The 26786-nt window shown below is 61.0% G+C and carries 26 protein-coding genes; 6 read left to right on the plus strand and 20 right to left on the minus strand.

Features of this window, described 5'->3' with window-relative positions; translation table 11 throughout:
- Positions 1-240 precede the first annotated feature (240 nt).
- A complete protein-coding gene (locus O3S81_RS16550) occupies positions 241-768 on the plus strand; it encodes a DUF992 domain-containing protein (protein ID WP_269344854.1) in 528 nt (175 codons plus the stop codon).
- Between the two features lie 97 nt (positions 769-865).
- A complete protein-coding gene (locus tag O3S81_RS16555) occupies positions 866-1264 on the plus strand; it encodes a c-type cytochrome (protein ID WP_269344856.1) in 399 nt (132 codons plus the stop codon).
- Between the two features lie 3 nt (positions 1265-1267).
- On the opposite strand, the gene recX is transcribed toward O3S81_RS16555, so the two are convergent.
- The 6 genes from recX to O3S81_RS16585 all read right to left on the minus strand — a co-directional run bounded on the left by recX (position 1268) and on the right by O3S81_RS16585 (position 7350).
- Entirely contained in the window at positions 1268-1858 is a 591-nt protein-coding gene (recX, locus tag O3S81_RS16560; RefSeq protein ID WP_269344858.1) for a recombination regulator RecX, read from the minus strand.
- A gap of 70 nt (positions 1859-1928) precedes the next feature.
- Positions 1929-2849, minus strand: a complete 921-nt coding sequence (locus O3S81_RS16565; protein ID WP_269344860.1) for an SMP-30/gluconolactonase/LRE family protein — start codon at positions 2847-2849, stop codon at positions 1929-1931.
- Positions 2850-2882: 33 nt separating this feature from the next.
- On the minus strand, positions 2883-3830 hold the full coding sequence (locus O3S81_RS16570) for an ABC transporter permease (RefSeq protein WP_269344861.1): 948 nt from the start codon (positions 3828-3830) through the stop codon (positions 2883-2885).
- Positions 3827-4768, minus strand: a complete 942-nt coding sequence (locus O3S81_RS16575) for an ABC transporter permease (RefSeq protein ID WP_269344862.1) — start codon at positions 4766-4768, stop codon at positions 3827-3829. Before O3S81_RS16575 ends, O3S81_RS16570 begins: the two co-directional genes overlap by 4 nt.
- Positions 4765-6228 carry an ATP-binding cassette domain-containing protein gene (locus O3S81_RS16580; RefSeq protein WP_269344864.1) on the minus strand — a complete coding sequence of 488 codons (1464 nt, stop codon included), beginning with the start codon at positions 6226-6228 and terminating at the stop codon, positions 4765-4767. The genes O3S81_RS16575 and O3S81_RS16580 overlap by 4 nt, the downstream gene beginning before the upstream one ends.
- Positions 6229-6333: 105 nt before the next feature.
- Positions 6334-7350 (minus strand): ABC transporter substrate-binding protein, encoded by a 1017-nt coding sequence (locus tag O3S81_RS16585; protein WP_269344866.1) that lies wholly within the window; start codon positions 7348-7350, stop codon positions 6334-6336.
- 308 nt (positions 7351-7658) lie between these two features.
- Between O3S81_RS16585 and O3S81_RS16590 the strand changes: the two genes are divergently transcribed.
- Together O3S81_RS16590 and O3S81_RS16595 are read left to right on the plus strand one after the other, a co-directional pair.
- The gene (locus O3S81_RS16590; RefSeq protein WP_269344868.1) at positions 7659-8894 is read left to right on the plus strand and encodes a GAF domain-containing sensor histidine kinase; all 1236 of its coding nucleotides are present in this window, start codon (positions 7659-7661) and stop codon (positions 8892-8894) included.
- Between the two features lies 1 nt (position 8895).
- Positions 8896-9618, plus strand: a complete 723-nt coding sequence (locus tag O3S81_RS16595) for a response regulator transcription factor (RefSeq protein WP_080828556.1) — start codon at positions 8896-8898, stop codon at positions 9616-9618.
- 105 nt (positions 9619-9723) lie between these two features.
- Here the strand turns inward: O3S81_RS16595 and O3S81_RS16600 are convergent, their stop codons facing one another.
- Both O3S81_RS16600 and O3S81_RS16605 read right to left on the minus strand, forming a co-directional pair.
- Positions 9724-10740, minus strand: coding sequence for a DNA topoisomerase IB (locus O3S81_RS16600; RefSeq protein WP_269344873.1), 1017 nt, complete (start codon positions 10738-10740; stop codon positions 9724-9726).
- 100 nt (positions 10741-10840) lie between these two features.
- Positions 10841-12070 (minus strand): PQQ-dependent sugar dehydrogenase, encoded by a 1230-nt coding sequence (locus O3S81_RS16605; protein WP_269344875.1) that lies wholly within the window; start codon positions 12068-12070, stop codon positions 10841-10843.
- A gap of 184 nt (positions 12071-12254) precedes the next feature.
- Between O3S81_RS16605 and O3S81_RS16610 the strand changes: the two genes are divergently transcribed.
- Positions 12255-12440 (plus strand): hypothetical protein, encoded by a 186-nt coding sequence (locus tag O3S81_RS16610; protein WP_020812967.1) that lies wholly within the window; start codon positions 12255-12257, stop codon positions 12438-12440.
- Here the strand turns inward: O3S81_RS16610 and O3S81_RS16615 are convergent, their stop codons facing one another.
- Genes O3S81_RS16615 through O3S81_RS16625 form a run of 3 tightly spaced genes read right to left on the minus strand, consistent with a single transcriptional unit; the run spans position 12441 to position 14370 of the window.
- Positions 12441-13067, minus strand: coding sequence for a class I SAM-dependent methyltransferase (locus O3S81_RS16615; protein ID WP_269344878.1), 627 nt, complete (start codon positions 13065-13067; stop codon positions 12441-12443). It abuts the gene before it with no gap.
- An 8-nt stretch (positions 13068-13075) separates the two neighbouring features.
- Positions 13076-13744 (minus strand): pseudouridine synthase, encoded by a 669-nt coding sequence (locus tag O3S81_RS16620; protein WP_269344880.1) that lies wholly within the window; start codon positions 13742-13744, stop codon positions 13076-13078.
- Between the two features lie 38 nt (positions 13745-13782).
- Positions 13783-14370, minus strand: a complete 588-nt coding sequence (locus tag O3S81_RS16625; RefSeq protein WP_269344882.1) for an IMPACT family protein — start codon at positions 14368-14370, stop codon at positions 13783-13785.
- Positions 14371-14432: 62 nt separating this feature from the next.
- On the opposite strand from O3S81_RS16625, the gene O3S81_RS16630 reads away from it, so the two are divergent.
- On the plus strand, positions 14433-15668 hold the full coding sequence (locus tag O3S81_RS16630) for a TIGR03862 family flavoprotein (RefSeq protein WP_269344884.1): 1236 nt from the start codon (positions 14433-14435) through the stop codon (positions 15666-15668).
- Here O3S81_RS16630 and O3S81_RS16635 read toward each other — a convergent pair.
- From O3S81_RS16635 to O3S81_RS16675, 9 genes are all read right to left on the minus strand, one after another.
- Positions 15660-16721, minus strand: coding sequence for a quaternary amine ABC transporter ATP-binding protein (locus tag O3S81_RS16635; protein WP_269344885.1), 1062 nt, complete (start codon positions 16719-16721; stop codon positions 15660-15662). The genes O3S81_RS16630 and O3S81_RS16635 overlap by 9 nt on opposite strands.
- A complete protein-coding gene (locus tag O3S81_RS16640) occupies positions 16714-17601 on the minus strand; it encodes an ABC transporter permease (protein WP_269344887.1) in 888 nt (295 codons plus the stop codon). Before O3S81_RS16640 ends, O3S81_RS16635 begins: the two co-directional genes overlap by 8 nt.
- 223 nt (positions 17602-17824) lie before the next feature.
- On the minus strand, positions 17825-18823 hold the full coding sequence (locus O3S81_RS16645) for an ABC transporter substrate-binding protein (protein WP_269344889.1): 999 nt from the start codon (positions 18821-18823) through the stop codon (positions 17825-17827).
- A gap of 382 nt (positions 18824-19205) precedes the next feature.
- On the minus strand, positions 19206-20150 hold the full coding sequence (locus tag O3S81_RS16650; RefSeq protein WP_269344891.1) for a 2-hydroxyacid dehydrogenase: 945 nt from the start codon (positions 20148-20150) through the stop codon (positions 19206-19208).
- A 265-nt stretch (positions 20151-20415) separates the two neighbouring features.
- Positions 20416-22764 carry a polysaccharide biosynthesis tyrosine autokinase gene (locus tag O3S81_RS16655; protein ID WP_269344893.1) on the minus strand — a complete coding sequence of 783 codons (2349 nt, stop codon included), beginning with the start codon at positions 22762-22764 and terminating at the stop codon, positions 20416-20418.
- Between the two features lie 108 nt (positions 22765-22872).
- Positions 22873-23778: a UTP--glucose-1-phosphate uridylyltransferase gene (locus O3S81_RS16660; RefSeq protein ID WP_269344895.1), complete on the minus strand. Its 906-nt coding sequence runs from the start codon at positions 23776-23778 to the stop codon at positions 22873-22875.
- 67 nt (positions 23779-23845) lie between these two features.
- Positions 23846-24841: a glycosyltransferase family 2 protein gene (locus O3S81_RS16665; protein ID WP_269344897.1), complete on the minus strand. Its 996-nt coding sequence runs from the start codon at positions 24839-24841 to the stop codon at positions 23846-23848.
- Positions 24841-25785 (minus strand): glycosyltransferase, encoded by a 945-nt coding sequence (locus tag O3S81_RS16670; RefSeq protein ID WP_269344898.1) that lies wholly within the window; start codon positions 25783-25785, stop codon positions 24841-24843. Before O3S81_RS16670 ends, O3S81_RS16665 begins: the two co-directional genes overlap by 1 nt.
- Complete coding sequence (locus O3S81_RS16675) at positions 25782-26780, minus strand: glycosyltransferase family 2 protein (protein ID WP_269344900.1); 999 nt, start codon at positions 26778-26780, stop codon at positions 25782-25784. Before O3S81_RS16675 ends, O3S81_RS16670 begins: the two co-directional genes overlap by 4 nt.
- Between the last annotated feature and the right edge of the window lie 6 nt (positions 26781-26786).

Raw genomic sequence — 26786 nt, forward strand, 5'->3', positions numbered from 1 at the left:
CAGCAAAACAACGGCAGGAAACGCTTGTTGTTGATGGTGATTCCGCGCGCATTTCCCGCCCTAACAATGTCTTAATGGCATCCTACCGCGATGAGACATTGTTAACCGTTCCGCTTTCATCGCCTCCAATTAAGTTGTTTTGGATCGATTTCTGGGAACAAACGTTAACAGTGCGGAATTCAATATCCGGAGAGGGCAAGAAGGGCTGCTGCGGGTAGGAATAAAACAGGAGAAAATCAGATGAAAAAGGCTGTTGCCGTAACTTTTGCCGCATTGACGATGGGCCTTGGCGGAACCGCATCCGCACTCGCTGCCGACCTTGCAAGATATGAGCCGGCTCCGCAGGAGCAGGACGAACGCAACGGCGTCAAGATCGGTTACCTCACCTGCGATATCGGCGGCGGCGTCGGTTACGTGATCGGCTCGGCCAAGGAACTGGATTGCACTTTCCAGTCCACGATCGGCGCCCGTCGCACCGACCATTACACCGGCGCCATCCGCAAGATGGGCGTTGACCTTGGTTTCACCACGCAGGGCCGTCTGGTCTGGGCCGTTTTCGCCCCGACCGCCGGTTACCACCGCGGTTCGCTGGGCGGCCTCTATCAGGGCGCTACGGCTGAAGTCACCGTCGGTCTCGGCGTCGGCACCAACGTTCTCGTTGGCGGCACCTCGGGCTCGATCCAGCTTCAGACGGTCAGCGTGACGGGTCAGGTTGGCCTCAACCTCGCAGCGACCGGTACCTCCGTGACGCTGACGGCCATGAACTGATCTGCGAAGCGCCCGGTGTTTTGACCGGGCATTCTGTCGCATGCCAAAACACGCCCTCTTCGTTGTCAGACGGAGAGGGCGTTGTATTATCCGGGCCATGATTTCCGTGTCCAAACAAGCTGCGGCCGCGACCGCGTTTTTCCTCCTGCTTGCGGCGTCCGCCTTTGCCGAGGGCGATGCGGCCCATGGCGAGAAGGTTTTCAGCCGCTGTTCCACCTGTCATAGCGTCGATGCGCCGCGCACCCGCATGGGGCCGCATCTGATGGGTGTGGTCGGCAGGCCGATGGCGTCCGTGGCCGATTACGGCCATTATTCGCAGGCGCTGAAGGATGCCGGCGCGGCTGGCCGGGTCTGGACGGAAGAGGAACTGCAAGCCTTCATCGCCAGCCCGAAGAAGGCGATCCCCGGAAATGCGATGCGTTTTTTCGGGCTGTGGAGCGAGACCGATATAACGGACCTGATCGCCTATCTGAAGACGCATCCCCTGCCGCAATAAATATCAGAGGGGAGCATCGGAGAGGATGTCTTCCGCTTCTTCCACCGTCATCGCCATCACCTTCGCGCCGATTTCGAAACCGAAGCCGTTGCGGGCGAAAGCGGAAAATTCCTTGGCCTTGCGTTTCTCGTCCGGCTCGACACGGCGATAAGGCCCAAAGGCGCGCTTGCGCGCGAAGATGACGGCGGCGACCAGATCGTTGGTCTCCTGCAACGCGGCCGTTGCCGTTTCCCGGGCGACGCCCTTTATCTGGAGTTTCTGCGCCAGCCCACGTTTTGATTTGCCGCTGCGCTGACCGCTTCGCACGGTGATTTCCGCATAGGCGGTATCGTCGAGCGCCTTGATGCCGTAAGCGAAGGTCACGGCAAATTCGCCGAGCGCCTTGACCTGCGCCGGGCTGATATCCTCGAATTTTTCCCGCGCCTTGCGCGTGATGGCGTCGCGCAGCTGCTTTTCCGTCATCATGCGCTGTTCCAGCCGGTAAAGAGCGGAATTGCGCGCCCAGGAAAGCATGCGGCTGCTGGGCTCATTGGCCTGCGCTTCACCGTCGAAATCCATATCGTCAGTCAGGAAGGGGCTGGAATCGTCACTCATGGCGCATTTATAACGCGCTTGAGCCGTCTTGCCAGTTCCCTCCCGGTCTGAATTCCCCGGTTTCGGCGTCTCAGGGCGTCTGTGCGCCGGTGGCGGCGACATAGACCGAATAGAGCGATTTGGTCGCGGTGATGAACAGGCGGTTCTTCTTCGGGCCACCGAAGGTGAGGTTCGCCACCGTCTGCGGCACCTTGATCTTGCCGATCAGCGTGCCATCGGGCGCAAAGCAATGAACGCCATCGCCGGCGCTGGTCCAGAGATTGCCGGCCGTGTCGAGACGGAAGCCATCGGGCAGGCCATTGTCGAGATTGCAGAATTCCCGGCCGTTGGCGAGCTTCACGCCATCCACCACGTCGAAGACGCGGATATGGCGCGGACGGGAGATATCGTGGCTGTAGGAACTGTCGGCGACATAAAGCTTCGTTTCATCGGGTGAGAATGCAAGGCCGTTCGGCTGCACAAAGTCGTCGATGGCGATGTCGATCTTTCCGGTTGCGGGGTCGAGCCGGTAGACATTGCGGGTCTTCTGCTCGGGTTCGGCCTTGTAGCCTTCATAGTCGGAAAGAATGCCGTAGGTCGGGTCGGTGAACCAGACGCTGCCATCGGATTTGACGACGACATCATTGGGTGAGTTCAATCTCTTGCCGCCGTAGCTGTCGGCAAGAACCGTGATCGAGCCGTCGACCTCGGTGCGGGTGACGCGGCGGCCGCCATGTTCGCAGGAGACAAGCCGCCCCTGCCGGTCGCGGGTATTGCCGTTGGTGAAGTTGGAAGGCTGACGGAACACGGAAATCCCGCCATCCGGCACCCAGCGCAGCATGCGCTCATTGGGAATATCGCTGAACAGCAGGCAGTTGAGATCGGCAAACCACACCGGTCCTTCGGCCCAGCGGCAGCCGGAATAAAGCTCTTCCAGTTCCGCATTGCCAACGATCAGATGGCGGAAGCGGTCATCGTGGATTTCGTAAGGGGAGGTCTTGTCTGTGGTCATGAGCGTGGTCCGCTTGAGGCTTGTCGTTTGGGGTCAGCGCGTGGCCTTGCGGCCACTTGCCAGAAGAATGACGGAAATGATGATGAGGCCGGTGAGGATGAGGCGGATGCCGGCGCCGAAACCATAGGTGTTCAGCATTGATACCACCAGGAACATGAAAAGCGAGGCGCCCCAGATGCCGGGAACGTTGGAATCGCCGCCCGCCACCGCCGTGCCGCCGATGACAACGACGGCGATGGACATCAGCAGATATTCCGAACCCATGTTGAGCGCCGCACCGCCGGAGAAGCTGGCGAGCAGGTAACCTGCGATCGCTGCCAGCACCGCACAGAGCACATAGGTGACGAAACGTGTTCCGTCCACCGGAATGCCGGTCATGCGGGCAGCGAAGGTGCTCTGGCCGATGGCGGAAATCCAGCGTCCGTAAAATGTGCGGTCGAGCAGCAGCCAGGCGACGACCGAGAGCAGCAGTGCGACAAGCGCCACGTTCGGAATGCCGAAAGAGCTGGAGATCGCGAATGTTGCCAATGTTTCCGGCGGCTTGATGCGCAGGCCGCGGTTCGACCAGATGGCGATGGACTGCACGATGAAGCTCATCGAGAGGGTGGCGATGATCGGCGGAATGCGCAGGAGCTTGATCAGCGCATAATTACCGATGCCGATGGCGATGCCGATCAGGATGGCGATCAGCAGTCCGGGCAGGATGAGGCTGTCGGACACATCCATGAATTTCAGGGCCAGAGTGCCCGACAAAGTCATCGTCGCGGGAACGCAGAGGTCGATATTACCCGGTCCGAGCGTAATGACGAACATCTGGCCGATGCCGACGATGACGGAGAAGGCCGCGAAGGTGAGCGCCGCATGCGACAGCCCGAAGGAGCTGGCGCCGCCGGTGAAGAGCACGGTGACGATCCACACCGCAACCGTTGCGGCAAAGGACCAGATCCACGGTTTTCTGGTGAGAGACGAAAGCCCGTTCATTGGTTTTTCTCCCGCTTTTCGAGACGGTTGAGCAGGATGCGCAGTGCAAGCACGATGATGAGGATCGCCCCCTGAGCGCCGATCTGCCAGTCCGGCGAAATGCGCATGAAGGAGAGGAAGGAACCGGCGAGCGTCAGCGTCAGCGCGCCGATGACGGCACCGATGGGCGATACCCGGCCACCGACGAATTCACCACCACCGAGGATGACGCCGGCAATCGACAGCAGCGTGTAGCGCAGCGCGATATTGGCATCTGCCGATGTCGTCAGCCCCACAAGGGCGATGCCTGACAGCACCGCGAAGAAACCGGCGAGCGCAAAGGTTGCGGCGCGAATGCCGACGACCGACCAGCCGGAACGCTCGACCGAGCGGAAATTACCGCCGACGCCGCGCATCAGCACACCGAAGGAGGAACGCATGACGATGTAATGGGCGACAACAGCAATCAGGATGCTGGCGACGATGGCGATCGGCACGAAAGGCGGTTTCGCCGTCATCAGTGTGCGGATGAAGGCCGGCGCCTGACCGCCGGGTGAGGGCAGGATCAGCACGGCAAGGCCGCCCCAGACGAAACTCATACCGAGCGTGACGACGATGGAGGGCAGGTTTCGGATGTGGATCACGGCGCCCAGCACCGCGTACACCGCAATCGCCCCGGCAAAGATCGCAATGCCTGTCAGCGGCGAGGTTTGCAGGAAGGTGGCGGTGACGCAGGCGCAGAAACTGACGAAGGTGCCCATCGACAGGTCGAGATCGTTGACCGACATGATCAGCATCTGCGCAATGGTGGCGAGCGCGATCGGCACCGCCAGATTGAACAGGAGGTTCATGCCGGTATAGCTCATGGCGCGCGGCTGCATGTAGAAGACAGCGGCGAGCAGGAAGGCGAGCGAGGCGGCGGGGATGATGAGGCGGAGGGCGTTTGCCGAGAGTTTCATGCGTGGTCTTCTCCGGCAAAGGAAGCGGCCAGCACATTCTGCTCGGTAATATCATCGCCGATGAGTTCCGCCTGGATGGCGCCATCGCGGAAGACATAGACCCGGTCGCAGAGACGGATTTCATCCATTTCGGTGGAATACCAGATGAAGGTGCGGCCGTGGGAGGCTTCGGTTCTCAAGATGTCATAGACCTCCTGTTTGGTGCCGATATCGACGCCGCGCATCGGGTCATCCATCAAAACGGTGCTGGCGGTGGTGGCGAGAGCGCGGGCGAAAAGCACCTTCTGCTGGTTGCCGCCGGAGAGGGACAGGATCTTGTTGCCCATATCAGGCGTGCGGATTTCGATGCGCTTTTTCCACTCATCGCCGCGTTCGGTTTCCTTCGCCCTGTCCACCATGCCTGCGGATGAAATATCCCTGAGAGAGGCGATGGACAGGTTCTTGAGGATGCTCCACAGCGGGAAGGTGCCGTTCAGGCTGCGATCACCCGCCACAAAGGCGATATCGGTCTTGCGCGCCGGCAGCCAGCTGCTGTTGCGGGCAAGGTAAAGGTCGAGAAGCGCTTCGGTCTGGCCATGGCCGCCGAGCCCGGCAAGGCCGATGATTTCACCGCGGAAAGCCTCGAAGGCAAGGCCTTCGCCCCGGCGCGCCGGCATGGACAGCACTTTTTCGCCCGCCTTGCGGTTTTCGCTTTTCTGCCTGTCCTGCGGTTTGACGACGCTGCCCATGGCCTCCACCAGCGTGCGCGTCGTGAATTCCGCGGCCGGCCGGTTAGCCACCACACGGCCATCCTTCATCACCACGATGCGGGTGGCGGTTGAGAGAATCTCGCCGAGAATATGCGAGATCAGTAGCACCGAACCGCCCGTGCGGACAAAACGGCGGACATAATCCATCAATTGTTCGGCAAGGCCGGCATCGAGCGAGGAGGTGGGTTCATCGAGGATCACCAACCTCGGGGCCTCAGGTGTGCGGCAGAAATTGATGGCGATTTCCACCATCTGCCGTTCGGCGATGGAAAGTTCGGCAATCGTCAGCTCACAATCGATGCCGTGACCGGGAAAAATCTCGTCGAGCGTGTGGCGGATCACGGAAAGGGTGCGACCGCGCCAGTTCCGGCCGCTGATAGTGGCATGCATGATGCGGACATTTTCGCTGATCGTGAGGTTCGGGCAGAGCGAGAGTTCCTGAAACACGCAGCGCACGCCGCTGGCGCGGGCAGCCGCGATGCCGTGGCGGTTCTGGTCACTGCCATAGGAAAGGGAGCCTTCATGCGGCGTCAGCCCGCCATTGATGACGTTGACGATGGTGGATTTTCCCGCGCCATTATGGCCGACGAGCCCGAGGCATTCCCCGGCACGGATGACGAGATCGGCCCCATCCAGTGCCTTGACCGCGCCGAACACGACCTTCACGCCGCGCGCGGCGACGACTTCTTCCGCCTCGATGATGTCATTCATGAGCAATTACGCCAGTAATCTGAAAACAGGATAATATCGATGGTTGTTGCGGCGCCCCCGTTTTGGGGAGCGCCGCAATCGGTCACATCGGGCAATTGCCCAGCCTTACTTGGCCGACGCGATGGCCTTCTGGGCGTCTTCCTGCGAATATTCCACATTCGCGACGCCGCCCTTCTGGGTGTTCTTGAGGTTATCCTCAAGGTTGCCCTGGTCGATGCGCAGGAAAGGAACGGTCAGGTCCTTTTTCACATCCTTGCCGTCGAGGATTTGCTGCGCCACCCAGAAAGCGAGCGTGGAGACACCCGGAGCGATGGAGACCGACATGGTCTCGTAGCCGCTCGCGTCCTTCTGCTGTTTCCACCATTGCAGCTCATCTTCGCGGTTGCCCATGACGATGGTGGGTGTCGGGCGCTTGGCGGCGGCGAAGGCCTGTGCCGCACCGTAACCGTCGCCACCCTGCGTCACGACAGCCGCGACTTCGGGAAGGCTCGGCAGGATGCCGGCGACGGCGCGCTGGGCAACATCCTGGGCCCAGTCGCCATTGACCGAACCGACAATCTTGAACTGTGGGTTCTTTGCGACGGCCGCAACGATGCCGGCATGAATTTCGTCATCCACGGAAACGCCGGCGAGACCGCGAATTTCAAGCAGGTTGCCGCCCTTCGGCATGGCCTTGGCGAGATAATCGATCTGGCTTGCACCCATCGCCTTGAAATCCACGGCAATGCGCCAGGCGCAGGGTTCGGTGACAATGCCATCGAAGGACACGACGGTGATGCCGGCATCACAGGCTTCCTTCACCGCGCCGTTAAGCGCGGTCGGCGAAGCGGCATTGATGACGATGGCGTCATAACCCTGCAGGATGAGGTTCTGGATCTGTGCGGCCTGCTCGGTTGCCTGGTTTTCGGCGGTCGTGAAGGCGTCAGCGGCGGCAACGTGCTTGTCGGCAACCGCCTGCTTGGTGATCTTGTCCCAGCTGGTCAGCATCGCCTGACGCCAGGAGTTGCCTGCGTAATTGTTTGAAAGCGCGATTTTTTTTGCCGACGTATCGGCGTGAGCGGTGATCGGCAGAGCTGCGCATGCGACAGCGGCCGATGCCAGAAGCATCTTTCTGAAAGCCATTGATTTCCTCCCTGGTGGCTTGCCCTTTCGGGGTCCGGAACCCTCATCCGCCGCAAATCTCCTCGGCGGCAGACGAAATCCCGTTGCACTGGAGCTCCGTTCCCCAGTACAAGCGAGAATGACCAAGAAGATTTGGCTTGTATAGGCGGATCACGGCAATCTTCCTGCGGGTTTCCGCAGAAAGCATGCGGGAACCCGCAGGACGAAACGGCATTGCCGGGCGCAGAATGAATGATGCGGCGTTCTGATGTGTTTAAAACTGCGCCGCCTGATGTCGATTAGGCAGGCGCTTGGGAGGGCGTCCGCACATGCTGGATACGCCGAAAAGCGCTCTTTTCCACCACTATATGGGTATTTCGCGGCTGCTCGCCGGGCAGCTGGAATTTAACGCCATCATTCAGGCCGTCGCCACCGAGATCACCCATATCATTCCGCACGTCCACCTTGATGTCTGCATCAAGCAGCTGGATGACAAATTTCACATAGCCTATGAAAGCGGTCTCGTCAGCGCCTGGAGCCGCCAGCCGCCAGCACTTCTGAGCGGCAGCCCGATCCGTTCCCTGCTGTCAGGCGAGGTTGAATATCTCCTGAGCGGGGATGCCTGTGCCGATCCGAGGTTTCATTTCGAAGGGTCGTTTTCAAGCCCGATCATCGAACTCAACCTGCATAGCCGCCTGCATGTGCCGATGAAGGTGCATGGCGATATTATCGGCGCGCTGAGTTGCTCTTCCCACCAATCGGACGCCTATACGATGGAGGATGTGGCGAATGCCCGCGCGGTCGCCGATCTGCTCGCACCCTATTTCTATGCCATCCGCGCCGCCGAACAGGCCAAACGCTCGGCCATCGAGGAAGCGCGTGCCAATGCCCGCGAAGAGGGTCTGCGCCTCGGCGCGCTGCAATTGACCGAGGCGCTGGAGGCGGAGCGGCAACGCATCGGCATGGACCTGCATGACCAGACGCTGGCCGATCTGACGCGGCTTGCGCGGCGCATCGAGCGCATGAGCCATTCGGCCGATGTTTCCGGCGAGATGCTGGAGCCGGTGGTGCGCAGCCTGCAGCATTGCATGCAGGATCTGCGCGAGATCATCGAGGAGGCAAAACCCTCGATCCTGCAATTGTTCGGCGTCGTTGAGGCCATCGAGACCTATGTGGACCGTTCCGTGCGCGATAGCGGCTCGGTTATAGAGTGGTCTGTCACGGATGAGACGGACGGGCTGGTGGAAAGGCTCGACAAGACAGTGGCCATCTCGCTGTTCCGCATCGTGCAGGAGGCGGTCAATAACGCCATTCGTCATGCCCAGTCGGAAACGATTGCCGTAAACCTCACCGCCGTCGATGGTGGGCTGAGGGTAACGGTCAGCGATGACGGCAATGGCGGCGGTGACGGCGCGGCCTCCGGCGGTCTCGGCATCGGCAACATGAAGACACGGGCAAGGCTGATTTCGGCGAGATTCGATATCGGTGGCAATCGTAATGGGGCAGGCACATGCATCACCGTGACCCTGCCGGAAGGTGCTTTCGATCACCGGGAGGATGTGTGACATGGATGTGCTGATCGTCGAGGACGATGCGTTGCACCGCGCCTATCTGAATGAGGCTGTCAGAGCAGCCCTGCCGGAATGCGACAAGGTGCTGGAGGCGGCCAACGGCAGGACGGGCGAAAAACTCGCGCGGGAAAACCGAGCGGCCCATATTGTCATGGATTTGCAGATGAACGAGCGCAACGGCATCGAGGCGGCGCGCACAATCTGGAAGGAAAGGCCGGATACCCGCATCCTGTTCTGGTCGAACTATTCCGACGAGGCCTATGTACGCGGCGTCTCGCGCATCGTGCCCGAAGGGGCCGCCTATGGTTACGTGCTGAAATCCGCCTCTGATGACCGCCTGCGGCTGGCGCTGCGCAGCATCTTCATCGAGGCGCAATGCGTGATCGACCGGGAAGTGCGCGGCCTTCAGGAGAAGAGCCTCGGCAAGGCGCATGGTTTTACCGATTCCGAATATGAAATTCTCGTCGATGTCGCGCTGGGCCTCACAGACAAGGCGATTGCACGGCGCCGCAACCTGTCGCTGCGCAGCGTGCAGAACCGGCTGCAGAGCCTTTATGAGAAACTGAACGTGCATCAGGCGGCCGGCGATGACGAAGCGGAAGGGCGGTATAATCTCCGGACCCGCGCCGTGACCGTGGCTTTCCTGCGCAAGCTCCTGAATTACAGCGCTCTCGAAAGGGCCGAGCGCGATCTGGCGGAGTGGGCGGCAAGCCGCTGACTGCTAGAGCACATCCGGTTTAAACGGAAGCGCGGACGTGCTCTATCTTTTGTTTTATCGCATTATCCGGACGTAAAACCGCTACGCACTTTTACTGGAAATGCTCTAAGGCAGGAAGGCGAGCAGCCGTCTTTCATCGGCCCTGAGGCCGGAGACGGGCTTTGCCCCGACCTTCAGGATACGACCGAGTTTTTTCCGGGCTTTTTCTTCTGTCGCTATGTCGAGAACGGCGGGGTGCACATAGCTCTTGCGGCAGATGGCGGGCGTGTTGGAGAGCTCGGCTGCGGCCGCCTGGCACATGCCCTTTATGCTCGGTTTTTCACCTGCCGCGACATGCTCCATCGCGTTGCAGAAGGCCGCGAGCGTTCCGCCCCAGGTGCGGAAGGTCTTGGCTGAAATGCCCTCACCGCCGATGCGGGAGAGGTAGGCATTAAGATCGCTGGAATCGACGGAATGCACCCGGTTTTCGCTATCCTGCCAGACGAAGAGTTCCTTGCCGGGCAGATCGGCGATTTCCTCGAGGATTTTCTGAAGGCGCGGATGGCGCAACTGCCGTTTCACCTTCTGACCGCCCTTGGCGGCAAAACGCAGCTCGATGGTCTCGCCGAAGGAAACGTGGCGTTTGAGCAGGGTCGTCGCGCCATAGGTGCCGTTTGTTTCGAGATAGGAGCGGTTGCCGACGCGCAGATAGGCGGCGTCGAGCAGCAGGGTAAGCGCCGCTAGCGTCATCTCCTGCCCATGATCCTGCTTTTCGATATCGGCAATGGCCCGGCGGCGGATGGCGGGCAGCGCCTTGCCGAAGCTCTTGAGCTGGAAGAATTTCGTCTCACCGCGCAGCGCGTGCCAGTCGGGATGATAGCGATATTGTTTTCGCCCGCGCGCATCAAAGCCCGTGGCCTGCAAATGCCCTGACGGATCGATGCATATCCATACGTCCCTGTAGGCAGGCGGCACGCCGAGCGATTTGATGCGCTTCAGTTCGACGCTGTCAGAGAGAAGCTCGCCGCCCGGCAGCCGGTAACAGAAACCCCGCCCGCGTTTTTCGCGGGAAATACCCGGCTCCTGATCGTTGACATAGGCAAGTCCGATTTTGGCAAGAAGGCGGGTCGGCGGTTGTGGCATTGTTTTTCCCGGCAGGTTTCACGCTGCGGCAAACGAAAAACAGGCCGCCTTCGTTCCGGCGGCCTGTCGCTACGATCATCCGTTTTCTTGGCCGGCCTTTTTAGCCGGCTTTGGCGATCCTGATAATCTGGGATTCGCCGCCGCCGCGTTCCTCGGTCACAGCGTAGACCGCGCCGTCTGGCCCGATCTTGACGTCGCGGATGCGCGCTTCGAGCGGCAGCCGGCTTTCGGTTGCGACTTTGTCACCATCGATATGCAGGATGACGAGGCCCTGGCTCACCAGCCCGCCGACGATGAAGGCGCCCTTCCATTCCGGAATCAGGTCACCGTCATAATAGGCCATGCCGGAAGGGCCGATGACCGGATCCCAATAATAGACCGGCTGTTCCATGCCCCGCTTTGCGGTAATACCTTGGCCGACGGATCGGCCGCTATATTCGACGCCATAGGTTATGACGGGCCAGCCGTAATTCAAACCCGCTTTCGGCCTGTTCAACTCGTCGCCCCCCCTTGGGCCATGTTCCACGGTCCAGAGCCTGCCCTGGCCGTCGAGCGCTGCCGCCTGCATGTTGCGGTGACCGTAGCTCCATATTTCGGGAAGGACATTCTGCTGGCCGGAGAAGGGGTTGCCCTTGAAGGCCTTGCCCTGCGTATCGATGCGGAAGACCTTGCCGAGACCACTCGACAGATCCTGCGCCTGCACGCGCGGCTTCGCGTCCGAACGCTCGCCAACGGTGACGTAAAGCTCGTTGTTCGGGCCGAAGACGAGGCGGGATCCGAAATGTTTGTCGCCGTCATAGGTCGGCATCTGGCGGAAGATCACCGAGACGTCTTCCAGCTTCGCCGTGCCTTCCTGTTCGGTCAGCTTGGCGGAGGCCACGGAGGTACCGTTGCCGCCGTCACGCGGTTCGGAGAAGGAGAAGAATATCTTGCGCGATGTTTCGAAATCCGGTGCAAGCGCTATGTCGAGAAGACCGCCCTGTCCGTCGGAGGCGACCTCCGGCACACCTTCTATCGCCGGGCCGGCCTTGCCATCGGCGACGATATGCATGGCACCCTCCTTCGCAGCCACGATCATGCGGCCATCGGGCAGGAATTCCATGGACCAGAGATGGGGCAGGCCCTCTGCGACAACGGTTTTTTCGACGTTCGGCTGGGCAGCAGCCTGCGGCGCGCGGGTCTGACCCTCAAAAGCCGGTTTCTGATCCGGCGCATTCGGCCGTTTCGTTTCGGCAGCCGGGGCGGTCTGTGCATGGGCTGCGCCTGCAAGCGGCACGGCGAGCAACGCAAGCAGCATCGTCGAACTCAGAAATCGGTTGTTGCGGAACATGGGTCTCCCTTCCTCCGTTGGCATCTGGTGGGAAACCATTTGGGGAGGATTTCGTTTCCTGCGATAGTTTCAAGAAAACTTGATCGTGCCGTGTGCAGGCGCGCTCCCTTTTTTCATCCATGGGAATTCATAAGGAACCGCCGGTCCTCCGCCACGTTTTCATTCTGGTGACAAGGAGGGTGTTATGCAGATCATTGACAATAAAACCATCGACGGGAACAGAACCAGGCCGATCCTGAATGTCGCGGAATTCTGCCGCCGTTACCGGCTGGACAAGGCGGAAGAGACCCGGCTCAGAAAACTGTTCGGCGAATTTGCATCCCGGCACGAGCTTTTGATGAATGCACAGCGCAAGCCGAGCTTCCGCTGATCATTCCTCCGGATCGAGAGATTTTCCGAAGATCATGAAGACATCATAACGGGTGTTCTTGCCGATGATCTGGTGCGAGGGCTTGCGAATGCCCGGCATCGGCTCGGCGCGCAGCGGCCATTTCAGCACCACCCGTTTCGTTGCATTTTCAAGCGCCGCCTCCATGAGCTCCACCTGATCGGGATCGGAGCCGACCAGTTCCCTGAGTACCCGCATCTCCTTTTTCACCAGCGCCGTATTGTGGCGCGGCGGATGCATGGGGTCGACGATAACCACCTCCGGGGAAAGCTCCTTCAGCAACTGACGGGAGTCGCCATGCAGCAGTGTCATGCGCGCCGCCGCCTCGGCATAGGCGCCGCCCGCTTCCAGGGCGCGGCGAATGCCATCGGCGAGATGGGCATGCATCTCCGGCGAACGTTCGATGAGGGTGACATCAGCCCCGAGCGAGGCGAGCAGGAAGGCATCCCGCCCCAGCCCGGCCGTGGCGTCCACGATTTTTGGCGTGCGGCCCTTGGTGAAGCCGGCAGCTTTCGGCAGGGCCTGTCCACGTCCTTCGCCGGAGCGGAAACGGTGGCCGACCGCGCCGCCGACAAAATCCACTACGAAACTTTCGTTTTCTTCCTTCATCTGCGACCTCAGAACGGGCAGGGCACGGTATAGGTGACGTCGCGGCCATCGGGATGGCGGAAGCCGACCTCTTGCGCATGCAGCATCAGGCGCGGCGCGGCGGCGAGTGCCTCGCCTTCGGCATAAAACTCATCTCCGAGAATGGGATGGCCAAGCGCCTTCATATGCACCCGCAATTGGTGGGTGCGGCCGGTGAGGGGGCTAAGCGCCAGCCGTGTTGCCGGAAGCGGCAATCGCTCCAACACGCGCCAGAGGCTTTGCGCCGGCTTGCCGTTTTCATGGTCCACGCGGTGGCGGGGTTTGTTGTCGGGGTCGATCGCCAGCGGCAGGTCCACTTCGCCTTCTTCACCCGCGACAGCGCCCCAGACGACGGCCACATAGGATTTGCGCGTTTCACGTTTCTCGAACTGGGCGGCGATCGCAGCATGTGCCTTGCGGTTCAGGGACATCAGCACGATGCCTGATGTGTCCTTGTCCAGCCGGTTGATCATCAGGGCTTTCGGAAACTGTTTCTGCACCCGCGTCAAAAGGCTGTCGGAAAGCGCGGGATCGCGCCCGGGCACGGATAAAAGCCCGCTCGGCTTGTCCAGCACCAGCAGGTCGTCGTCGCGGTGCACGATGGTGAGCCAGGGCTCGAGCGGCGGATTGTAGATGGGGTTGGAAAGCTCAGATGACATGCCGCTTCCTTAGCACGAATCTCGTGTTCGGACAGGCGCTAGTCGGGAATATCGAGATTGACGCGCCCGCTGGTCAGATCGCTCAAAAGTCGGGTAAGCCGTTCGGCTTCCTCTGTCGGAACGGAGAGCAGCATATCCGCGCCGGTACCGGTGAAATCCTCCCGCTCCAGCCGCAGGTTCGGCGTGGCGGAAAGGCGCGATTTCACCAGCGCCAGATCGGAGAAGGGGCAGCTCAGTGTGGCGCTGACATAGGCGATGACGGGTGATGTCTCGCCGAGCCGCAGACAGGCTGCCGCCGTGCCGCCATAGGCGCGCATCAGCCCACCGCTGCCGAGCAGGATGCCGCCGAACCAGCGGATGACGAGAACCGCCACGTTGTCCAGCGCCTGACCGTCAATCGCCTGAAGGATCGGTTTGCCGGCCGTGCCGGAAGGCTCGCCGTCGTCACTGAAACGATAGGTCTGGCCTGTTCGCCATGCCCAGCAATTATGGTTGGCGTCGGGGTCGGAATGCGCCGCGAGGAAGTTTTTCGCATCCTCTTCGCCGGTTACCGGTGCGGCAAAGGCGATGAAGCGGCTTTTTTTGATATCCTGCGAAAAGGTGACGGGGCGGTCGAGCGTGAACATGGGCGTTTCAATATCGCATATATTCGCGCCCGGAAATCGGTATAAGGCTCTCAACGGTAAAGATGGCTAAGGAGAGGGTTTTGAGCGAGGCGAGGCAGGTCGCGATTATCGGCGGCGGACCGGCGGGGCTGATGGCGGCCGAGATGCTCTCGTCCGCGGGCCATGCCGTGACGGTGTTCGAGGCGATGCCGACCGTGGCGCGCAAATTGCTGATGGCCGGAAAATCCGGCCTCAACATCACCCATGCCGAAGATTACGATAGTTTCCGTCGCCGTTTTGGCGACGCGGAACCGAGGCTTCGCGCCGCCCTCGATGATTTCACGCCGGACATGCTGCGCGACTGGGCTGAGCGGCTGGGGCAGGAAACCTTTGTCGGCACCTCGGGCCGGGTGTTTCCCAAGGTGATGAAGGCTTCGCCGCTGTTGCGCGCCTGGCTCGCCCGGCTGGAGGCGCAGGGCGTCACCATCAGGACGCGGCATCGCTGGACGGGTTTTTCCGGCGACCGGCTGATGTTTGCAACGCCGGAGGGTGCGGTCGCCCTCAAGGCCGATGCCGTGCTTATGGCGCTCGGCGGAGCGAGCTGGCCACGGCTCGGCTCCGATGCGGCATGGGTGCCGGTGCTGGTGGAAAAGGGTGTGGCGATCGCCCCGTTCCGCCCCGCCAATTGTGGTTTTGATGTCAATTGGAGCGATATTTTCCGCCAGCGTTTTGCGGGCGAAGCGGTGAAATCCACCATCACCATTTCCCCGGCCGGGAACTTTCAGGGCGAGTTCGTGATAACGAAGCACGGCATCGAAGGCAGCGTGGTCTACGCCCATTCCGCCGCGCTGCGCGACCGGCTGGAACAGGCGGGCGGCGCTTCGCTCGCGGTTGATCTTGCGCCCGGACGCACGGTCGAACGGCTCAGCCGTGACCTGGCGAAGCTTGGCCGGAAGGAGAGTTTCGCAAACCGCATGCGCAAGGCCGCCGGCCTCTCCGCCGTCAAGGTCGGGCTGCTACGGGACATCTTCCCCGATATCGCGGCCATGCCGGATGATTTTGTCGCTGCGAGAATAAAACACATGGAGATACCGCTCCTGCGGCCACGGCCGATTGCCGAGGCGATTTCGGCGGCCGGTGGTATCGCGTGGAGCGGTGTCGATGAGAACTACATGCTGGGAAAGCTCCCCGGCATATTCGCTGCCGGGGAAATGCTGGACTGGGAAGCGCCGACAGGCGGTTATCTCCTGACCGCCTGTTTCGCCACCGGCAGGGCGGTGGCGAAGGGCATGGCCCGTTGGCTTGACGGTTCAGCCTGACAGCCGCTCCGCCATGCCGCCTTCCTCGCCATGCGCGGTCTTCACAAGGCAGCGCATGATGGCGTCGGTGGTGATGGCGCCGAGCGCCTTGCCATTTTCCCCGATGACCGTGGCGCTGCTGACATTTTCCCGGACGAGTGCGCGCAGGCCTTCCTCGACCGTCATATCGGCATCGAGCTGAAGGCGGGACTGGCCGGAGAATTCCGGCTGCACGACGGCGCCGAGGCGAATGACCCTGCCGCGATTGACCTCTTCCACGAAGGCCTCGATATAGCTGTCGGCGGGCGACATGACGATTTCCGCCGCCGTACCCTGCTGGATGATCTCACCGTCACGCAGGATGGCGATCTTGTCGCCAAGCCGCAGCGCCTCATCGAGATCGTGGGTGATGAAGACCACGGTCTTCTTCAGCTCCTTCTGCAGCTCCAGGAGTACCGTCTGCATATCGACGCGGATGAGCGGATCGAGCGCCGAATAGGCCTCGTCCATCAACAGGATTTCGGCATTGTTGGTCAGTGCCCGGGCGAGGCCGACACGCTGCTGCATGCCGCCGGAAAGCTGGTTGGGGTAATGGCTGGAAAAGCCCTCGAGCCCCACGCGCCTGATCCAGACTTCGGCCCGCTCCTCGCGCTCGCGCTTGTCGACGCCCTGCACCTCAAGGCCATAGACGACATTCTGCAGCACGTTGCGATGCGGCAGCAGGCCGAATTTCTGGAACACCATCGCCGTCTTGTGGCGTCGGAATTCCAGAAGATCCGTTTCGTTCAAGCGACAGACATCGGTGCCGCCATAAAGGATTTCGCCGGCGGTCGGGTCGATCAGCCGGTTGACGTGGCGGATCAGCGTCGATTTACCCGAGCCGGAAAGGCCCATGATGACGGTGATCTGCCCGCCCGGCATGGTGATGTTGATGTCGCGCAGACCAAGCACATGGCCATGCGTGGCGTTGAGTTCGGCCTTCGACATGCCGGCCTTCACGGCTTCGACGTGATCTGCCGCCTTGGAGCCGAAAATCTTATAGAGGCTGCGAATTTCGATCGATTGACTAGCCATGCGCCACTTCCCGGTGTTTTTGCAGACGAAGGCCATAGGCCTGGCTGATGCGGTCGAAGATGATGGCGATGCCGACAATGGCAAGCCCGTTGAACACGCCGAGCGTGAAATACTGGTTGGCGATGGCCTTCAGCACTGGCTGGCCGAGACCCTGCACGCCGATCATGGAAGCGATGACCACCATCGCGAGCGCCATCATGATCGTCTGGTTGATGCCGGCCATGATGGTAGGGAGCGCCAGCGGCAGCTGCACCTTGAAAAGCTTCTGGCGCTTCGAAGACCCGAAGGCATCGGCGGCCTCCAGCACATCGCGGTCGACCATGCGGATGCCGAGATTGGTGAGGCGGATCATCGGCGGAATGGCGTAGATGACGACGGCGATGACACCCGGCACGCGGCCGATGCCGAGCAGCATGACGACGGGAATGAGATAAACGAAACTCGGCATCGTCTGCATCACGTCGAGAACGGGGTTGACCACGTTCTGCAGGCGGTTGGAGCGCGCCATGGCGATGCCGATCGGCAGGCCGATGATGATGGACAGCACGGCACAGACGAAGATCATCGAAATCGTCTTCATCGTGTCTTCCCACATGCCGAACCAGCCTATGGCGAAAAGAATGCCGCAGCAAAGCGAGACGATGGTTGCGCTGCGGCTGCCGAACCAGGCAAGCGCGCCGACAATAAGAATAACGACCGGCCAGGGCGCGCCGATCAAAAGCCTTTCCGACCCGATGAGGAAGCTCTGGAGGGGGGTAAACAGTCCCTCGATTGCGCCGCCATAGGTTCGGGTGAAAGCCCGGAACCCCTCGTCGATGACTTTTTTCAGCGCGCGCAGAGCATCGTCATTCATGGTCGGAAATTTGAAAAGCCATTCCATATCCTGTTCTCCATGACGAACCGGAGGCGGGGATCGATATCCTCCGCGCTCCGGGAGTAAAATCGCCAGAGCGCCGCGCGTCTTCGTGGACGCCGGGCGGAACGCTCTATCCTGTTGAACCGGCGCACCGCGCGCCCCGCGAAACATGCGATGCGTTGCGGCAATGCGGCCCGGCGTCGCCTGTGGCAGACGCCGGGTGCCGGTCAGACATATCGGACCGGCCTTAAAGGGCGTCCTTGACCTTTTGCGCGACCTCAGGAGATACCCAGCCCGTCCACAGGGCTTCGTTTTCCTTCAGGAAACGCTTGGCGCCGTCTTCACCGGTCGCCTGATTGTCCGTCATCCAGGCGATCAGCTTGTTGACGGTGTCGTTGGTCCAGGCACGCTTGTTGAGATAATCCATGGCCGGGCCGGCACGATCGGCAAAGGACTTGCTGACCAGCGTCTGCACGTCATCCACCTGCCATGCATTGGGCTTCGGGTCCGGACAATCGGCAATCGAGGTGCAGCGCTTCCATTCGGCCGCATCATATTCGGTGCCGAAGCCGAGCTTCACCATTTGATATTTGCCGAGCAGCGACGTGGGAGCCCAATAATAACCGACCCATGGCTGCTTTGCTTCGTAAGCCTTGGCGATGGAGCCGTCGAGGCCTGCGGCGGAGCCCGTGTCGACGAGGGTAAAGCCGGCCTTTTCACCACCGAAAGCCTTGAAAAGCTGCGCAGTGACGACCGTGCCGCCCCAGCCCTGCGGGCCGTTGAATACGGCGCCCTTGGACTTGTCTTCAGGGGAGGGGAAAAGTTCGGGATGCTTGAAGAGATCCGGAATGGTCTTGAGATCGGGGTTTGCGTCGGCGACATATTTCGGAATCCACCAGCCCTGCACGGCGCCGTCCGACAGGATCTTGGCAGCGGCGACGACCTTGCCGCCTTCCAGCCCCTGCTTGACGATTTCCGGCTGCAGGCTGACCCAGGCTTCCGGTGCAATATCCGGCTGGCCCTTTTCGGCCATGGAGGTCAGGGTCGGCACGGTGTCGCCGGTGACGATTTCGGCGGAGCATCCATAGCCATTTTCAAGAATGAATTTGTCGAGATTGGCGGCGACTTCGGCGGATTGCCAGTTCATGCTGGCGATGGTGACGTTTCCGCAGTCCGCAGCAAAGGCTGCGCCGCCCGAAAAGGCGAAGCCGGCGGAAAGAATTGTGGCACCCAAAAGTATTTTCATTTTTGTTCCCTCTGGTCGCGGTGTGGCGAAGACCCGGGTGCTGGCGGCACCGCGACCGTCAGCCCCTGTATTGAGGCTTAATAATTCCTTTGTGGCCGTTCCGTTTGCGGCAATTTCTGGCGTATTGAGGCTGGCAATTATCAATCAATTGCCGGCCCGGCCGATGCGATCTTAAAATTTGCGGTGTCGGGATAGCGAAGTCGCGCCATCGCCCAGGCGATGCAGCGGGATATTACGCGAGAAAGGGATTTTTCCGAAATTTAAAAAATGGCCGGGAACAATAAGCGACGGTTTTATCTGACGGGCAGCAATTCATCTCGGCCAATTAACAGGCCGATGCGGCAAAGACGGTGGCGGCGGAACAGACCGCCGCCGGCCTGTTTCAATAACCGCGCGCCATATCGACGGTTTCCGGCAAATTGCTGGTTTCCCGCCATATGCGGACGTTACCGGCCACGATTCGGGCCGAACTTTCCCGGCTTGTCGGCGCGGAAATATGCGGCAGCACGGTAATTTTCGGGTGCCGCCAGAATGGCGAAGCCGCAGGCAGCGGCTCCTGTTCGAAGACATCGAGAACGGCATGCGAAAGCCGGCCGGAATCGAGTGTCGCGATCAGGTCATTGGCGACGATGACGGCGCCGCGGGCGAAATTGATGAGCGCAGCCCCCTGTTTCATCGCGGTGAGACGGCGCGCATCGAGAAGGCCGCGCGTCGCATCGGTGAGCGGCACGAGGCAGACGAGGATGTCGCTTTTTTTCAGCAATATTTGCAGCCCGTCATCGCCGGTCAGCGTTTCCACGCCCGCGATTGCCTTGTCCGAGCGGCTCCAGCCGGCGACGTTGAACCCGGCATGGGTGAGGCGCTGCGCCGCGGCCGTGCCGAGCGCGCCGAGGCCGAGCAGGCCGATGGTCATCTCGCCGGGGTGGCGGTAGTCCAGCTCCTGCCAGAGCGCCTTTTGCTGGTTCTCGCGATAGGCGGGCATGTCGCGTTGCAGATAATAGGTCCATGCCAGCACGGCCTCCGCCATGACGCGGGAAAGCTCCGGGTCCTTCAACCGGACGATGGGCGGTGTCTTCTCGCCCAGTTCCAGCACCAGCCGTTCGACGCCGGCCCACAGACTGTGAATCCATGTGAGGCCCGGAAGTGCGGCAATATCGGCCGGATCGGGATTGGCGACGATGGCGAAATCCACTGCCAGTTTCTGGTCGTCGGTCAACTCCGAGAAGGACAGGATTTTCTCCTGCGGCATGGCGGTGCGAAGCGCCTCCTTCCAGACGGATTCCGTTTCCGCATTCATCCGCGAAACAAAGGCGATGGGTGATGGCATGGGGTAGGTCCTGCTGATTGTGGCGTTGGCCATCAATGCGCAGTTTTGGAAGGTAACGCCATAGGCAGCAGGTGGGATTTTACGATTCTTCCGTCATGCCGGACTAGATCCGGTATCCAGCCGCCGCGCGTTGGTGCGGTGCCAAGACCCCTTTCAGCCCAAGGACTTGGGCTGGCTGGACCCTCGGCTCGGGGGGAACGGCGCAAGGCAGCGTGAGCCTCCGTCGTTTCGACGGCCCCGCTTACCAGGGCCGCCGTTATCGCCATCAGGCGTTTTCCTTCACCGGCGGCTTGGCGTCGCCGTAATAGGCCGAGAAACTCTCGTGATAATGTTCCGAACCGCCGGGGCCGGCATAACGCTGCAATTCCGTCATGTCGGTCTTGTTGAGCACGATGCCGAGCGTCTTGTTGGCGATCTGCGGTTCGTTGGCCATCAGGTTCTGCACCATCTGGATTGGCGTCTTGCCCCACTCGGTGACGAAGACGAAACCGTCCACCTGCGGCGCAAACGCCTTGGCATCAATGACGGGAACGACGGGCGCAAGGTCGACGATGATGTAGTCGCAGGCTTCGCGGGCAGAATCGATGAATTTGCGCATGCCGGAGGAGGAGAGAAGCTCGCTCGAATGGGCAAACTGGTTGCTGGTGGAAACCGGCAGGATGCCCATTTTCGTGCGCGTATCCACCTTCACCGCCTGCGTCCACGGAACTTCATCGAGCACGACTTCCACCAGACCGGCGGATTGGCGTGTCGTCAGCATGCGGCTGAGGCCGGGATTGCGGATATCGGCATCCACCACCAGCGTGCGCTTGCCTGTCGAAGCGATCAGCCCGGCGAGATTGAGCGCCACGACCGATTTGCCTTCATTCGGCAGGCAGGAAATGACGCCGATGACCCGGCACTGGCGCTCCTGAATGACGACATCTGCCGTCAACTTCACGTTGCGAAGCGTCTCGGCAAAGCTGGAACGTGGACTGTCGACGGCAAGGCGCAGCATTTTCTGGAACGAAACCTGGCCGCTTTCGTCAAGTGTGGTGTTTTCGCTGCCGGGAGTGGCGGCGCTGTTGCCCGGTTTGGCGATTTCCACGCCACGTTCGCCGATAAAGGGCAGGTAACCCAGAAAGCGCATGCGCAGATTGTCGCGCACATCGTTGCCGGTGTGGAAGAAACGGTCGCGAAATTCGAGAAGCGCTGCGATACCGCCGCCCAGCATCAGGCCCAGAACGATGGACAGGGCCATGGTCATGGTCTTTTTCGGGCTGGAAGGTGATGTCGGCAGACCGGCTTCGGAGATGATGCGCGCTTTGGCGATCGGCAGCGACTGTTTCTGCGAGGCTTCCTCGAACCGGCCGAGATAGGACTGGTAGAGGGTACGCAGTGCCGTTGCCCGCTGCTCGAGTTCGCGCAGCTGCACCATGGTGATGTTGGCCTCGGAATTGCGGCCTGCCACCCGGTCGATATTGTCGCGCAGCGACTGCACGCGGGAATTGGCGACGTCATATTCGTTCTTCAGGCTGCCGGTCAGCTGCTGTAATTCCTGATAGATCTGCCGCGACACTTCCTTCTTTTCGGCGTCCAGCGCCACCGCCTGCGGGTGGTCGGCGCCGAATTGCTGGACGATGCCCTGCTGTCGGTCGGAAATGGTGATGTAGCGTTTGCGAAGATCCTGAATGACCGAATTGTCGGTGTCGCGGGCCGAAACCACGGCATTGTCGACAGCCGCATCCGGTCCCCGGTCGATGATCGATTTATACTGGCTGTAGCGGGCGGACGCTGTCGCGGCATCCGCCTGCGCGGCAATCAGCTGGCCGTTCAGGTCGGCAAGCTGGCCTTCCGACATCAGCTCGCCGCGCGAGGAGACGATGTTGTTGTCCGACTTGAATTTCTGCACCGCCAGCTCCGCCGCCTGGGCGCGCTGGTTCAAATCGGTCATGCGTTCCTGCAACCATACGGAGGCGCGTTCGCTGGCGTCGAAATTGGCGTTCAGCTGCTCGGTCAGGTAAGCCTGCGCATAGGTCTTGGCGATCTGCGCGGCGAGCTGCCGGTCGGTCGAGCGGGTGGAGATGGCGATGACCGAGCTGCGGCCCACACGTTCCACCGTCAGCGACTGCTGCAGCACGGCGGCGGCCTTTTCACGGCGCCCGGCGCGGATGGCGGCTTCGGAAGCCGGCGGATCGCCCGGCAGGACGAGATCGAGGATACCACGCACGGAGATCTTGACGAGTTCGACCGGCGACATCGGCGGATTGACGATGGTGTCGTTCTCGTCGAGCCTGGCCTTGTCGACCACGGTCAGCGCCATTTCCTTGGATTTGAGGATTTCCACGGCGCTGGCGATGCGGTTGTCGACGATCTGCGCGGCGGGCACCGGCGATTCCTCTTCCGCATAACGGGAAAGGCTTTCATCCAAGAGCACCTGCGTCATCGCGGTGTAAACGGGGGTCGCAAGCACCAGATAAAGACCGGCCAGAACCACGGCGGCAATGACGGAGGCGGCAATGACATTGGCGCGGCGCACCACGGCGGCCCACAGGCGGTCGAGGTCGATGAACGTGTCGGAATCCTTGCCGGATTCCGGAAAACCAATATTGGATTTAAAGGTCTTGTGGTGCATGGACCTACCTTGTGAATTAAAAATGGTACGCGGGAAGCCGAGCCACACTCGCCTTCCCGCCTCCCGTTATTGGTGCGCCGGCCGCCTCCCCCGGCGGCGCGATGAAAGTCAGGCCGCCTGGACGCGGCTTTCGTGGTTCGCCAGCAGTTCCTTCACGGAAGCGAGAACCTGCGCCTCCATGTCGGCCCGCAGCAGCGAGAAGGCGACATTGGCGGCGATGAAGCCCTGCTTGCTGCCGCAGTCGAAGGTGCGACCGCTGTATTTCTGTGCATGGAAAGCCTGCTTTTCGGCAAGCCGCTTCATGCCGTCGGTCAGCTGGATTTCATTACCCGCGCCGCGTTCCTGCTTGGCGAGAATATCGAAGATTTCCGGCTGCAGGATGTAGCGACCGTTCAGGTAATAATTCGAAGGTGCCTTGGACGGTTCCGGCTTTTCGACCATTTCGGTGACGGAAAAGCCGTGATTGACCTTCTGGCCGACGCCGACGACGCCATAGGACGAGACCTCTTCCGGCAGGCATTCCTCGACGCCGAGAATATTGCCGCCGACTTCATCATAAAGTTCCATCAGCCCGGCAATACAGCCGCGTGCGCCATAGGAGACCATGTCCGGCAACAGCAGCGCGAAAGGCTCCTTGCCCACCAGTTCACGCGCACACCAGACGGCGTGGCCGAGACCGAGCGGCACCTGCTGGCGTGTATAGCTGACGGTGCCGGCAACGGGCAGCATCTTTTCCAGCTGCAAAACCTGCACGGTCTTGCCGGAGCGGGTCAGCGTGTTGATGAGTTCCGGTGCGCTGTCGAAATAGTCTTCGATGGCGGTCTTGTTGCGGCTCGTTACAAAAATAATGTGCTCGATGCCGGCCTGCATGGCCTCATCGACAGCATATTGCACGACCGGCCGGTCGACGATCGTCAGCATTTCCTTCGGCATCGCCTTGGTGGCGGGCAAAAACCGCGTGCCGTTGCCGGCTACCGGAATGACGGCTTTTCTGACAGTTCTCTTCAGGTCCATCGCGTTCTCCTTCATCAAGGTTTGATCTGTCCCCAGTCCCCGCGCAGATTTCGTCTACGCGTCAATTTCACGAAATCTGTCTTTTCACCCCTGTATTCGCTCCGGGCGCGAACATCGCGTCCCGCAGCCTCCTCAGCCGCACTGCAATGGGCATTCTTAAGTGCCCCAGCACGGCAGGATCCCTGATCGTGGTCTTCAAGGCGCCGAGTACCGAGCGGCGCTTGATGTTTTCCACCAATGTCAAAAAATTATGCGCCAGCCGCAGGCTGCGGGCTCTCGCCTGCTGCGCATCCATGGCGGCCGGCAGCAATGTGTAATGGCTCAGGAATTCCTGATCCGCCCGCATCATCGCCTCGACGTGATGAAGTTCGAGCACGCGCGAGATCGAGCCTTCGCGGATATTGTAGACGTAACCCGGCTTCGGTTCGATGACGCAGAGGCCGCCGGCGGCGAGCGCCGAGGCGAGCAGGATATAATCCTCGCCGATGCGGATATCCTCGCGGAAACGCAGTCCCTCGCCATTCAGGAAATCGCGCCGGAACATTGGCTTCATGTAACCGAAATTGAAGGTGGCGCGGAACAGGATGTTGGAGGAAATGAAGTCCTCAAGGGTAAGGACCGGCCTTTCCTCCAGAAACTCTTCCGGAAACATGGTCTCCATCGGCCTGCCGTCGGTGTAGACGACGTCGAGATTGTCGACCGCGATTGCCGCACTTGCGGCTTCCGCCCGGCACATCATGCAGGCGGAGCGTTCCGGGCGAATGATATCGTCGGAATCGAGCACGGCGATCCAGCGGCCGGTCGCGGCCTCGATGCCGGCATTGCGCGCACCGCCCGGACCGAGATTTTCTTCGAGCGCAAGCAGGCGTACACGCGGGTCGATGGCGGCGATCGCCTCAACGAGCGGTATGGTGTCATCGGCGGAGCGGTCGTCGACGACGACCACCTCCAGCGTCACTCCCTGCTGGTCGAGCGCGCTTTGAATGGCGGCTTCAATCGTATCGGCGGCATTATAGGCGGCGATGACGAAGCTGATATCAGGCGGGGAGGTGAGGTTTTCCATCAGGTCGCCTCCACCGCGCCATATTGGCGGATTTCACGCACGCCGAAGGCGCCGCTCACGGAACCCATATGCAGCGCGCCGCGCAGCGCATAGCGGTTGCGGCGCACGGCATTGAAACCGTTCAGCCCGGCGAAGACGCCGCAATAAAGCACCTTGGAACCGGCCTTCAGCACCTGTATCACGCGGCGTATGCCGGGTTTCTTTTCCGCCAGCACGCGGCCATGGGTCTGGCCGGAGCGGAAGCGGCGTTTGGCAAGCCACATGAAACGGGCGCGGCTTTCCGGCACCGGCTCCGACAGAACGGCATCTTCCGCAAAGACGATACGGCCGCCAGCGGCGTGAAGGTGCGAGAAGAAATGTGTGTCCTCGCCACCGCTCTGGCCGAGAGCCAGCGCGAAACGTCGGCCCTTCACCGAGGGTGCATCCATCCTGAGAAGCGTGTTGCAGGTATAACCGGTGATGATCTCGCCGTTGACCCAGACCGGAACGGTCGAGTGAAAATCGCCGCGTTTCATCCATCCCGGTGCATTGTCCCGGTAAACTGCCGTGACGGGGCCAAGAACGGCTTCCGCGCCTGTCTCGTCGGCCTTTTTCAGCAGGGCGGCGAGCCAGTGCGGCGGGGCGGTCTCGTCATCATCGATGAAGGCGAGATAATCTGCCCTGCATTCCGACAGGCAGGCATTGCGGGCAATCGAAATATTCGATTTCGGGCAATGAACATAGGTGATCTCAAAGGGCGCGGCTTCGCGCAGCCGGTCCACACTCACCCTGGCGCTTGGCTCCTCGTCATTATCGGCGACGATCAGGCGAATTTTCACGCCTTCCGGCACCTCCAGCTCGAAGAGTGACAGAAGTGTGGCGACGAGCGCCGGGCGTCTGTAGGTGCAGATGCCGATATCGACGGTTCTCGAATCATGCGGGCGGGTGATGGTGTTGTCGGTCATGAGACAGCCTTTCTTCCCCGGAATTTCAGGAGTTCCAGCCAGAAGCCGGTGGACCAGGCCAGATGCATCACCATCGCCGAAAAGGCGGCGAGCGGGCCGTATGGGTTTTTCTGACCTATTGCCATCCACAAGCCATAACCCACACATGCGGCGATCCAGAGGCCGAGCGGAATAAGTGCTGCCCAATGGATGAGCGACAGCAAGGCAAAGATGAACACCGGCAGCACGGCAAGCGGAATCATCTGGCGGATTTTCGGGATCGACCGGTGCTTCAGGAGGTTCTTCGCACGGCCGCGGCCATAGGCGAGATATTGCCGGAACAGCGGCATGACGCTGGCGCGCGGATAATAGGTCATGCGGGTCTTGTCGGTCATCCAGATGCGGAAACCGGATTTGCGCAGTCGGAAATCCAGTTCGGCATCCTCGTTGTGGCTGAAGCTCTCGTCATAACCGCCGACCGCATCGAAGGCGGCAATCCGCATCAATGCGTGATGGCCGTGGTCGATCCAGTGGCCTTTGGCGCCTTCGCGGTGCTTGGAGCCGCCATTGCCGAGCTTGGAATTCTGGGCAATCGCCGTCGCCTTCTGAAACAGCCCGTGGCCGACCGTATCCATGGCGACGACAATGGAATCCGCGCCGGTGCGCTCGGCGTCTTCGATCAGCCGCTGGCAATAATCATCGGGATAATCACCATGGGCATCAATGCGGATGAGGTAGTCGAAATCCTCGCCGAAGGTGGCGACGGCAAGGTTGATGCCGGCGCTCTGGATGCGCTTCGGATTGGCGAGAAGCGTCACGCGCTCGTCCTTCGCCGCGAAGGCGGACACGATATCGCGGGTTCCATCCGTGCTGCCGCCATCGGCAACGACGATGCGGAAAAGACGCCCGTTCATCGCGCCGGTGAATTTGACAAGCAGTCCCTCGATCGTTTTTGCCTCATTGAGGCAGGGAATGACGATCAGCGTTCTGATGCCGGAATGACCAAGATCTTCCATGATTTG

Source organism: Agrobacterium sp. SOY23, from assembly GCF_027212525.1.
In the GTDB taxonomy this organism is placed as follows: Bacteria; Pseudomonadota; Alphaproteobacteria; order Rhizobiales; family Rhizobiaceae; genus Agrobacterium; species Agrobacterium tumefaciens_I.